The sequence below is a fragment of the Streptomyces sp. MGP-P1 genome, from assembly GCF_057766565.1.
In genome coordinates, this window is the sequence record NZ_JBYMEM010000001.1 from 651,802 (window position 1) to 661,829 (window position 10,028).

Consider the following 10,028-nt stretch of genomic DNA (forward strand, 5'->3'; position numbering starts at 1 on the left):
CTGGAGGTGTTCAGCCTCTCCGAGGACCGTCTCGGCCCCCAACTGGCCCGGAAACGCGCGGAGCTGCGCCGTCGCGAGGAGCTTTATCGGGACGGCCGGCCCGAGCCCCGGGTCGCCGGCAGGACCGTGGTTCTGGTCGACGACGGCCTCGCCACTGGCCTCACCGCCCTTGCCGCCCTGCGCCACATACGCCGTCACGCTCCGGGCCGGCTGATTCTCGCCGTACCGGTCGGCGCTCCCGGCAGCCGAGACCGCCTGCGCGGGGATGCGGACGACGTCCTCTGCCTCCAACAGCCGCCGGGCCTTCGGTCCGTGAGTGAGTGGTACGACGACTTCGACCAGGTGACGGACGGCGAAGTCCTCGCCCTTCTGCGCGGCCACTGAGAGCACCGGCCGTCCTCGACGCCTTCGGATGGACCATGTGAGTGCGGACGAGCGCGTTCGCATGGGCCGCCGTACCCGAAGTCGCACAGGAGCTTCGGCTGACGGGAGCGGTCCGGCCGGGTGGGGCGCTATGCGCTGTGCGGCTGCGCCGCCGCAGCTTTCCCAGCGCGGCCCGGTCGCCGGTCTCCGGCCACCCGGGCACGGCAACGGTCAGTTGGCCGCGTGCCGACTCGTCCCGTGGCTGCTGTGTCGACGAAGGTACGCTCCCGCGCCCGCGCGAACGCCACTCGTATGCTGCCTGCCGATCAGGGAACTTCCGTCACATTTTTCGTGTCATATCTGACTTTTACGACGATTCATGGCATGTCTTAGGCGATCAGGTGATCAGTACGACAATCATCTCGGCTTGAAGGAGCCTTCATGCGCATCTCCCGTTCCGTCCGCTCCCGCAGCGCCCGCACGGGCGCCAAGGTCGCCGTCGCAGTCGCGGTCGCCGGCGCCACCCTGGCCGGAGCACCCGCCGCCTACGCCCTCCCCGGCGACAGCGGCAACATCGACATCCGCTCGGTCAGCTGGCACTCGCGCAGTGACCGCGACGGAGTCGAGGTCTGCAAGTTCGTGCTGGCTGCGAGCAACTTCGAGTCGTTCCCCTCGGTCCCCTGGACGATCACCGAGCAGCCCCCGACCGTGCCGCCGGGCACCACCCTGATGGACAGGCTTCCGCTCATCAACGGCAGTGCGCGCAGCGAGACGTACCTGCTGCCGGAGGGAACGTACCAGCTGGTGTGGGTTGTCCCGGCGGGCCCGAAGCAGAAGAGCTTCAAGGTCGAGTGCCCCGACCGCGGTCACGGCGGCGGCAAGCCCCACAAGCCGCAGAGGCCGATCGGCGGCGTCCCCGCGGGCGGCGGCGGTGTCCCGGACATGGAGCCCGTCAGCTCCGAGAGCGGCTCGAACGTCGGAGCGGCCGCCGCGTTGGCTGCCGGGGCCGCAGGAGCCGCGGGCCTGGTCATGATGCGCCGGTCCGCACGTCGCCGTGCCCGTGGCGAGGCGTAACGCCCGCTGCCGACGGCGACGACGGGGACCGACGCGCGCGTGCCGTCTCACCATGACGCTGTGCGTGACGTTCTCCCTGGTGGCCGGCATCGTCTGGGTGTCCTCGGGCTCCTCCGAGGACACCCGGACGGTCGCCTCCGCCCGCGGCAGCGACGCCGCGGGCGGCGGGCGGGAGCCGTTCCGGCGGGCACCGCACGAACCGGAGAAACACGTGCCCGCCTCGCACGCCCCCCTGGTGCCCTCCCGCCCGCTGAAGGTCGCCATCCCCGCCATCTTCATCGAGGCGGCGGTCACCGGACTGGGACTCGACGCGAAGGGCCGGCTGGGGGCCCCGCCGCTGAGCAAGCCCAAGCTGACGGGCTGGTACGAGAAGGGGCCGTCGCCCGGTGAGAACGGCACGGCGCTGCTCGTGGGCCACCGGGACACCAGGACCGGCCCCGCCATCTTCCTCAACCTCAACGCACTGCGCCGGGGCGACAAGGTCAACGTGGTGCGTGCCGACCGCAAGACCGCGGTGTTCACGGTCGACGCGGTGAAGACGTACACGAAGGACAAGTTCCCCGACGACAAGGTGTACGGGGAGACCGGGCGGCCCGAACTGCGGCTGCTGACCTGCGGCGGGCGTTTCGACGAGAAGGCGGGATATTCGGCGAACGTGGTGGTCTTCGCGCATCTCACGTCATGGAAGAAGGCGGCCTGAGCCCCGCCGCTCAGGGTCGGCCGGTACCTCGGGGACAAGGTGCCGGCCGCCCTGGAGGCCTGCGGGTCCGTCGTAGTGGTCGACGCTGAAATTGCCCAGGGGGTGGGCTTGCGCCGTCGGTGCCGCGGTGAGGCCGGACAGCACGAGCAGGGGCGCCGCGACGACCGCCGCACGGCAGGGAAACTTCATCGACTACCCATCTGCGTCGGGTCGGTACAGAAAGAGATACGGGTTCAGGGCACGGGCCTCGCTCAGGCGGCGGGCTCCCTCGGGCAGGGCGAGGGACTGCTCGATCGTGCCCCGGTGGTAGCGGAACAGAGCGCTCTTCCAGCCGGTGGCGGCCGCCCGGCGCGCATAGGTGAGGGCTTGGGTACCGCGGCCCGCGCGGTGCAGGGACCAGGCCAGCGCATCGGCGACGATGACGCTTCGGACGTGCTTCCACTCCCTGCGCGCGAGCTCCACCGCGACCTCGGGGTCGCCGTGGTCGGCCGCGTAGAGGATGAGATGCGGGTCCACGGGTCCGTCGTCCGCACGGGCCATCCGCAGCTGCGCCGCCAGGACCGCCCGTTCGCTTCCCCGGTGGGAATTCCCGCTCGCGCGCCGAAGATCCAGGCTCTCCAGCAGGAACTGGGGCAGCGGCATCCGCTCGACGAGCCGTGTGTACAGATCGAGCGCCTTGTCCGGGTGACCTCGCGCGGCGGCCACCCGGGCCAGTCCGGCCTGCCCGTAGGGGTGGGTCGGCACGGAGCCCAGGGCGCGCCCGTAGTGTCGTGCCGCCCGGTCGATCTGGCCCCGGGACCAGGCCAGGTCGCCCAGGCGCGCCTCAGCGAAGGCTCGTTCGTCCTGGGTGACCGCGCTGTCCACGGCTCGCTGGAGTGCGATGGCGGCGTCCTCGGGCCGCCCGCCGGTCTCCAGGTCGTAGGCGGCTCTGCTGTAGGCGGCCGTGCCCGGGGCGATGTCGAGCATCCGCTGTACGGCGTGCCGGGCCTGCGGATAGTTCCCGAGCTGGATCTCGGCGTCCGCGAGTACGGCGTATCCGTCCGGCCGGTCGGGAGCCATCCGGGTGGCGCGCAGCCCGTGCAGGCGTCCCTCGCCGAAGTCGTGCCGGGCGTTGGCGAGCAGTCCCCGGCCTGTCACGGCCCGGTAGTTGTCCGTGCCGTCGAGGGCGAGGGAGCGGCGCAGCGCCGTGTCGGCTCCATCGAGCAGGTGCGCGTCGAAGGTGGTGCGGGCCCGTTCGATCTCGGCGTGCGCCAGGTCGGCCCAGGCCGTCGGGTCCTCGGGGTGGGTCTCTGTCCTCCTGCGGATGGTGTCGGCGGAGCCGGAGCCCTCGCTGGAGGCGCCCGCGGGCGCGGTGGTGGCCGACGGCCGGGAGGTGTCGGGACCGAGGAGGAGGAGTCCCGCCACGCACCCGGCCACGGCCGCCGCCGCGCCCGCGGCGGTGATCAGACGCCTCACGGGCCCGCGTGGGGCAGATTGAGGTACGGGAACGTGGCCTGCGCGTCCGCGGGTTGCAGACTGAGGACCGGCCGCGGGAGCAGGTCCGCGGCGGAAGGCCCGGCGGGCTCACCCTCCAGCATGCGGATCAGCGGCCCGTCGATGTTGTCGTTCAGCCGCCGCCCGTTCGGGAAGCCCTGGAGGTCGCCGTCGAGGACACCCTGGCTCTTCGGATCCGCGGTGACGGGAGTGCTGAGGTTCAGGCGCAACTGCTCGGCGAGCACGATGCGTCCGGGGGCCGCGTCGGCGTTCATCGTGTGGGCGTTGAGGTCGAAGCCGAACGTGGATCCGTTGTCCTTGCCGATGCCCTTCATGAACAGGGCCTGGATGTCACGGCGCGGGGTGGCCGGCGCCGTGCGGCCCTGGGCCCTCTCGATCCGGTGCGGCGGTGCCGGGTCGAGGGTGGCGGCCAGGAAGTCGCCTTCCAGGTGGTCGTCCTTCGGCAGACGCGCCTGGAAGCGGTCCTCGGGCCCGCCGGGCCGGGCCAGGCCGACGGTGGAGCCGAACAGGGCGAACGCGAGGTGCGGGGTGCCCTGCCGGGACACCTGCCGGAAGGTGGGTGCCTGCTTCGAGAGGCTGCGCTCCAGGTCCGCGCCCTGCCGGGAGACGGACGCCCACACGCCGACGACCGGGTTGCGTTCCGGGTCGCCCTTCAGGGCGATCTCCTTCTTGGGGACCTGCAGGATCAGGCTGTTCACGTTCAGCGCCGAGAGCGGCTGGGCATCGGGCAGCCATCCGGGCACGGGTCCGCTGGTGCCGACCGTGTACAGGCCGAAGACCTGGGTGTCCGCCTTGAACGCCTCCGCCGCCTGGGTGGCCACGGTCCGTCCTCCGCCGGGGAGTTGGCGGGTCGCCTGCTGCCGCAGTCTCCCGTAGTCGGGCATCAGGGTCCACCCGGTGTGGGTGGGTGAGGCGATCGCGTCCCTGAGGAGCGTCCGGCCGGCGCCGCCCGCCTCGATCTTCTCCAGGGTGTACTTCTGGCGTACGCCGAGCGACCGGTCGTCCAGTGAGTTCACCGGCAGCGGCCCGACCTTCGGGCCCACCCCGAAGGGCCGACGGTCCTCGTCCCGGAAGGTCCAGCGGTAGGTGGTGTCGGAGGCGCCGTCGCCGTCGGCGTCCGTGTGGATCTCGTACCGGGCGCCGGTCGCGAACGGGAAGTCCACCAGCGCGTTGGCCGCGGTGCCGGGAACCTGGAAAGGGCGCACGTTCGCGATGAGCGTGACCATGTCCGTGTCGTCCGGGCTGGTGAAGGCGTACACGTCGGTCAGGTCCGCCGGGGAGTCCAGCACGGCCGAGGGGGCGTCGATGTGGCCGCCCGCTCGGCCGACGCCCATGAACTGTCCGGACAGGGCGGCTGCGGTGAGCGCGGCCGTGGTGGCGGCGAGACCGATTCGGGAACGGGCCGGTGAGCCGGTCGCGGACGTTCTGGGGGTTTTGGGCACGCGAGTCTCCAGGGCTGTCGTGGGAAGGGAGTCACACCAGCCAACGGCGCGAATGATCTTGGAGTGACTCCTCCGCGTCGCGCATCACTCGCCGCGTGGAACTTTCCCACCGGATGGACCAACGACCGGCCCGCATGGTCGAAAAACCATGCATGGCCAGGCATACTCATCGCGAAGTCGATCTTCGACCGGCTTGTCGTCACGACGCCGAACTCTCTCTCGCTCCCGCGTTCGTGGACCCTTCGGGAAGAGCATCTGACGCCTTCCCCCCACCCTCCTCACAGACTGGACCCCCCATGGGTATGCACGCGATCCGCCGTCTCATCGCCGTGGCCGCCGTGGCCGCGCTCTCCGTCCCGCTCGGGCTGACGTCGTCCGGGGCTGCCGCCCAGCAGCCGGCCGGCGCCGTCAGGACCGCGCCCGCCGCCCCGCTGCCGGGCGCCTACATCTCCCCGTGGGGCTCCCCAGGTGGCGATCGGTGACGAGACCCTCGCCTGGATGGAGCGCGAGGGCATCACCCTGGAGGCCATCAGCCCGTTCGTGATGGACGCCGACGGCCGGGGTTTCAGCATGCCGATCGGTTCGACGGCCGGTGACGGGCTCGACGCCAAGGGGCGCATCTTCTACCCCGGTGGACTCAGGATCCAGCACCAGGCGTCCGGCAAGAGCATCACCCTGCAGTCCACGTTCATCCGCGTCATGCCGACACCCGCCTACTCCGCGGGCGTGTCGATCGACGGCGAGAAGCTCCGCGAGGAAGTGGTGATCGCCGAGTCCACGTACGTCGAGGTCATGGCCGGCGCCCGCCCGAGTCCCACGGGCTTCCGCATCAAGAAGGCGCCGTTCTACGTCACTCAGGAGGCCGCTGACCTCTTCGCGACGGCCACCGGAGCGACGGCTCCCCGGGCCGGCAGCCTCTTCGGCACGCTCACGCCCAACTTCGACTACGTCCCGGGCGCGGCGACGCCGCCGGCGTTCCCGACCTTCCCGTAACCCGTAGCGCCGACGCGTAACCTCGACCGGCGTCGCGGGTCACCGAACCGGCCGACGCCGGTCGAGCCGCCGCTCAGACTGCGTGGACGACCAGCTTGTTCCGTTCGCCGTCGAAGACCTCGCCCAGGCCTCGGGCGTCCGGGTCGTTCGCGGCGAAGATCCCTGTCCGGTCGACGTGGACGGACAGGGTGCTGTGACGGTCGATCACGTCGGAGATACCCCGTCCGTCAATGGTGTCCGCCCAGGCGTCGAGGTTCCGGCCGAACCAGTCGGGCAGCCCGCAGGGCCCGGTCACCGCATCCCAGAAATCATCGAGCGTCTCGATCCGGCGGCCACGCAGGTCGATCAGCAGCTCACTTTCCGTCATATCGGCATCCTATCCGGACCGCCCGTACCGCTGACCCGTACAAGGGGGCCCGCCCGGTGGTAGCGCCGTTCGGGTTCCCCGTACGTCGATGACCAGCGACGGAAGAAGTTCAGCCGGAGTGAGCCGTGTCCCCGGCGCTCGCCTGCGGTTGCAGAAAGCATGACTACTCTGCGCAACCTTCGCCGTGGGGCGGCCGCCGCCCTGCTCCTGACCGTGTTCGCGGCCCCGGCCGCCTTTTCCGCCGCTCCCCTCCAGGCCCCGGCACATCCCTCGGTGCGGTCGGCCGACATCATCGAACCGGCTCTGCCGGTCGAGGAGTTCCCCGGGCAGGTCCAGGAAGCCTGCGAGATCTGGAAGGACCTGACGTGGCCGCAGTCCTCCCGGCCCACCGACTACCCCGTGGCGGACACCCGTCTGGTCATCCGCGGCAGCAACGTCTACCGCAACCGCTCCGGGGACCTGCCGCTGGAGGGCCGCTACCGCGAGTACGACGTCAACCCCCGCAACCGGGGGGAGCACCGCGACGCCGAACGTGTCGTCCGTGACCAGGCCACGCACACCGTCTGGTACACCGGCGACCACTACGACAACTTCCAGGAGATCTCCTCCGGTTGCGAGTGACGAGGGCTACGGGCGCGGAGTGGAGGCGCCCACCGCCGTCTTCACCAACTCCCTCACCTGGCTGATGATGTCCGCCCGGTTCCGCTCGAAGTCCGGGTCCGTGATGGCGCCTGTCCGCGGGTCCGTGTTCTCCGCGCCGAACCGCAGTACCGGAGTGTGGAGATGACCGCCCGGCAGGTCGGGCAGGACCAGTCGGTCGCGCAGCAGGGTGGCCCGGTAGGCGATCTCGTTGGAAAGGTAGTCGCCGCCGCCTCCGGCCCGCGACGCCGAGCCGGGCGTGGGTCCGTCCGGCCTGGTCACCGGCCGGCTGCCGCCCGCCGGGATCTCGGTGACCTCGGTGTTGTCGTACACCGGGAAGCGGCCCGTGTCCGCTTGGGCGAGCTGCCGGTACGGGAGCGTGGTCGTCGTCCACTGCGGCTGCGAGCCGGGGTCGTCGACGGGGACGGCCCCGGTGCTCGCCGCGTTCTCGTTGTCGGGGAAGCCGCCGCGCCAGGCGCCGTTGGTGCGCTCCACGTCGAAGCGGCCCTGCCGGCCCTGGCTGACGGTGGTGAACAGGTCCAGGCGGGGCAGCTGCCGAGCGAGGGCCCGCTCGACGGCTCCCTCCGCGAAGTCCGCCCAGCGCACCGGGAAGACGACCGTCTCGATCCGGGCCGGTCCCTCCGCGGTCCGTATCAGGGTGCCGTCCAGGGCGAGCGCGCTCGCGCCCGAGGGGTTGCCGATCCGGACGTCCCTGTCCAGCGTGAACGGGTCGAAGCCGGTGACGAGGACCCGCTTCACCCGGTGGCCCGGGAAGCGGATGTCGTCCTGACCGCGCGAGGAGGTCTCCAGGGCGGTGTGCAAGGCCTTGCGCTGCTGGTCGCTCAGCCCGAACCAGGGTTCCCACGAGCGGAGTTCACGGCTGAGCGCGAGTCGGGCCCAGTACAGCGGGCGGTCATCGCCCCGGCTCAAGTCGCCCGTGGCCGGGCCTCGGCCCTGGGCGCGGTCCACGGCACGCCGCCACAGCGCCGAGGCGTGGCGGGTGACCGTTCGCTCGGCCTGCGCGTAACCGTCGGAGCCCCGCAGGGCCCGCTCGAAGCGCGGGGCGAGGGAGTCGAAGCCGCTGCGCCGCAGGATCTCCTGCGGCGCGGTCCGATCGAGGCGCTGCTCCTCGACGGTCGCCGGCGCGGGGGTGCGGGCGGCGTCCGCCGGGGAGGCGGCGGCGGGCAGGGCGGGGCCCGCGAGGACGAGCAGGAGCGCCATGCCGCCGAGGCCGAGCCGGGTGGTCGCGGAGAAGGGGTGCGTCACGTGGGTCCTTTCGGGTCAACGGCTCGTCGCAGTATCGCGGTACCGCCGGAGACGAAGCCATGGGGCAAGAACGTTGCAAGCCCATGGAGAAGGGGACGGAGTACGCAGAACGCGCCCGCGCGTCCCCAACGCGTCGAGCGCGGTCGCGGCTCCCGGCGGAATCCCGGACTACCGCCATCGGGGATCGCTGCTGACGCCTTCCCAGCTGAAGTACAACCCGACGGGCGAGATCACCTTCCCGTGCGTCCGGGGCGTCTACGACAAGCCCGCGAACCCGCCGGGCCGCTACTACCCCTACTACGCCCCGCACGACGAACGGCCGTGCCGCCTCACCGAGCTTCGGCACGGACCGGGGCGTGCCGTACCTGGTCTACGAGGCGGGCGACCGGCTCGGGGGCTCGATCGCCGTCGCACGCGGCTGACGGCGGCCGGGGTGCGCCGGACGAACCGGCGCACCTCGGCCCTCCCCCCTACCAACCGACGCCGAGCCCCTGCGGACTGCGGGAGGTCGTCCCGGTCCGCCACACGACCGTGTCGACGGGGGCGGCCAGGCGCAGCTCCGGGAAGCGGGCGGCCAGGCGGTGCAGGGCGAGCTGGAGCTCCGTGCGGGCCAGCCAGGCGCCGAGGCAGTAGTGGGGGCCGGCGCCGAAGGAGAGTGTGGGGGCCTCCAGTGGGGCGAACAGGTCGTGGAGGGTGGCGGGCGGGAAGACCTCCGGGTCGCGGTTGGCCATGCCGCAGTCGGCGAGCACGATCGCGCCCGCCGGGACCCTCACTCCTCCGACCTCGACGTCCTCGGCGGCGTGGCGGGTGCTGCCCCGGTCGTCGCCGAGCGGGACGAGGTGGACGAGGCGGTCCACGAGACGCCCCGCGGCCTCCTCGTCGGCGCCGAGGCGGGACCAGGTCTCACGGCGTTCGCCCAGCAGGTAGAGCAGGGCGTTGCCGAGCATGGTCATCGTGCTGTCGTGGCCGCCGACGACCAGTCCGCACACCAGGCTGACCAACTGGCTCTCGGGAACGCCCCCTTCCTCGTCGGCCGCCGCGACCAGACTGCTGATCAGGTCCTCGCCCGGGGTCCGGCGCCGCTCCGCGAGGAGGTGCGCGCCGAACGCGCTGAACTCCTCGAGGACCGCTGCCACCTGATCGCGCTCGTGGGTGCCGTCGGAGAAGGCGTGTTCGCTCCAGTGCCTCATCCGGTCCCACGCGGACTCGTCGAGCCCCATGAGGCGGCTGATCACCGCCGCCGGCAACGGGAGGGCGAACTCCGCGACGATGTCGACCGGTTGGGACCGGGTGCCCAGCCGGTCGAGGAGCTCCTCCACTATCGCGGCGATCCAGGGGCGCCAGCGGGCGACGGCCCTCGGGGTGAACGCGCGTCGCAGGGTGCGGCGCAGCCGGAGATGGTCGGGGCCGTCCTGGTTGAACATCAGGTCGGGGTCGTTCACGAGGTCGGGTACGCCGGAGAGGGCGGGGGCGTCGGGGGCGTACAGCTGGGCCCGGCCGAACCGCGGGTCCGAGAGCACCTGGCGGACGTCCTCGTACCGGCTGACCAGCCAGGCGGGGCCGCCGCCCGGCAGTTCGGCGGGGCGGGGCGGCCCGGGTTCCTCGAAATGCAGGCGGTGGAGCGGCTCCGGGGCCGGATGCGTGGGGTCGGTGGTGGTCAACGTGCCTCCTGGGCAGCGCCGTTGGATCG

11 protein-coding genes and 1 pseudogene are annotated in these 10,028 nt (G+C 72.0%); 7 read left to right on the forward strand and 5 right to left on the reverse strand.

Going from position 1 to position 10,028, the window contains the following annotated elements:
• The first annotated feature begins 6 nt into the window (after window positions 1–6).
• From AC3CH1_RS03020 to AC3CH1_RS03030, 3 genes are all read left to right on the forward strand, one after another.
• The gene (locus AC3CH1_RS03020; RefSeq protein ID WP_488461418.1) at window positions 7–384 is read left to right on the forward strand and encodes a phosphoribosyltransferase; all 378 of its coding nucleotides are present in this window, start codon (window positions 7–9) and stop codon (window positions 382–384) included.
• Window positions 385–804: 420 nt separating this feature from the next.
• Window positions 805–1,437: a hypothetical protein gene (locus AC3CH1_RS03025; protein WP_488461419.1), complete on the forward strand. Its 633-nt coding sequence runs from the start codon at window positions 805–807 to the stop codon at window positions 1,435–1,437.
• A 52-nt stretch (window positions 1,438–1,489) separates the two neighbouring features.
• Entirely contained in the window at window positions 1,490–2,137 is a 648-nt protein-coding gene (locus tag AC3CH1_RS03030) for a class F sortase (RefSeq protein ID WP_488461420.1), read from the forward strand.
• Between the two features lie 192 nt (window positions 2,138–2,329).
• On the opposite strand, the gene AC3CH1_RS03035 is transcribed toward AC3CH1_RS03030, so the two are convergent.
• Together AC3CH1_RS03035 and AC3CH1_RS03040 are read right to left on the reverse strand one after the other, a co-directional pair.
• A complete protein-coding gene (locus tag AC3CH1_RS03035) occupies window positions 2,330–3,592 on the reverse strand; it encodes a tetratricopeptide repeat protein (protein ID WP_488461421.1) in 1,263 nt (420 codons plus the stop codon).
• Entirely contained in the window at window positions 3,589–5,073 is a 1,485-nt protein-coding gene (locus tag AC3CH1_RS03040; protein WP_488461422.1) for a DUF4331 domain-containing protein, read from the reverse strand. The genes AC3CH1_RS03035 and AC3CH1_RS03040 overlap by 4 nt, the downstream gene beginning before the upstream one ends.
• Window positions 5,074–5,369: 296 nt before the next feature.
• Between AC3CH1_RS03040 and AC3CH1_RS03045 the strand changes: the two genes are divergently transcribed.
• Together AC3CH1_RS03045 and AC3CH1_RS03050 are read left to right on the forward strand one after the other, a co-directional pair.
• Window positions 5,370–5,555: a hypothetical protein gene (locus AC3CH1_RS03045; protein ID WP_488461423.1), complete on the forward strand. Its 186-nt coding sequence runs from the start codon at window positions 5,370–5,372 to the stop codon at window positions 5,553–5,555.
• Window positions 5,542–6,066: a hypothetical protein gene (locus tag AC3CH1_RS03050; RefSeq protein ID WP_488461424.1), complete on the forward strand. Its 525-nt coding sequence runs from the start codon at window positions 5,542–5,544 to the stop codon at window positions 6,064–6,066. The genes AC3CH1_RS03045 and AC3CH1_RS03050 overlap by 14 nt, the downstream gene beginning before the upstream one ends.
• A gap of 73 nt (window positions 6,067–6,139) precedes the next feature.
• Here the strand turns inward: AC3CH1_RS03050 and AC3CH1_RS03055 are convergent, their stop codons facing one another.
• Window positions 6,140–6,433, reverse strand: a complete 294-nt coding sequence (locus AC3CH1_RS03055) for a barstar family protein (RefSeq protein WP_488461425.1) — start codon at window positions 6,431–6,433, stop codon at window positions 6,140–6,142.
• A gap of 159 nt (window positions 6,434–6,592) precedes the next feature.
• Between AC3CH1_RS03055 and AC3CH1_RS03060 the strand changes: the two genes are divergently transcribed.
• Entirely contained in the window at window positions 6,593–7,054 is a 462-nt protein-coding gene (locus AC3CH1_RS03060; protein ID WP_488461426.1) for a ribonuclease domain-containing protein, read from the forward strand.
• A gap of 6 nt (window positions 7,055–7,060) precedes the next feature.
• Here the strand turns inward: AC3CH1_RS03060 and AC3CH1_RS03065 are convergent, their stop codons facing one another.
• Entirely contained in the window at window positions 7,061–8,338 is a 1,278-nt protein-coding gene (locus AC3CH1_RS03065; protein WP_488461427.1) for a pyroglutamyl-peptidase I, read from the reverse strand.
• Window positions 8,339–8,411: 73 nt separating this feature from the next.
• Between AC3CH1_RS03065 and AC3CH1_RS03070 the strand changes: the two are divergent.
• Window positions 8,412–8,651, forward strand: a pseudogene (locus tag AC3CH1_RS03070) (hypothetical protein); the annotation flags it as partial.
• A gap of 157 nt (window positions 8,652–8,808) precedes the next feature.
• Here the strand turns inward: AC3CH1_RS03070 and AC3CH1_RS03075 are convergent.
• Complete coding sequence (locus tag AC3CH1_RS03075) at window positions 8,809–9,999, reverse strand: cytochrome P450 (protein ID WP_488461428.1); 1,191 nt, start codon at window positions 9,997–9,999, stop codon at window positions 8,809–8,811.
• Window positions 10,000–10,028 lie beyond the last annotated feature (29 nt).

Coding starts and splice junctions, on each gene's coding strand:
- AC3CH1_RS03030 (WP_488461420.1), top strand. CDS start 1,490: ATGACGCTGTGCGTGACGTTCTCCCTGGTGGCCGGCATCGTCTGGGTG.
- AC3CH1_RS03025 (WP_488461419.1), top strand. CDS start 805: ATGCGCATCTCCCGTTCCGTCCGCTCCCGCAGCGCCCGCACGGGCGCC.
- AC3CH1_RS03055 (WP_488461425.1), bottom strand. CDS start 6,433: ATGACGGAAAGTGAGCTGCTGATCGACCTGCGTGGCCGCCGGATCGAG.
- AC3CH1_RS03060 (WP_488461426.1), top strand. CDS start 6,593: ATGACTACTCTGCGCAACCTTCGCCGTGGGGCGGCCGCCGCCCTGCTC.
- AC3CH1_RS03045 (WP_488461423.1), top strand. CDS start 5,370: ATGGGTATGCACGCGATCCGCCGTCTCATCGCCGTGGCCGCCGTGGCC.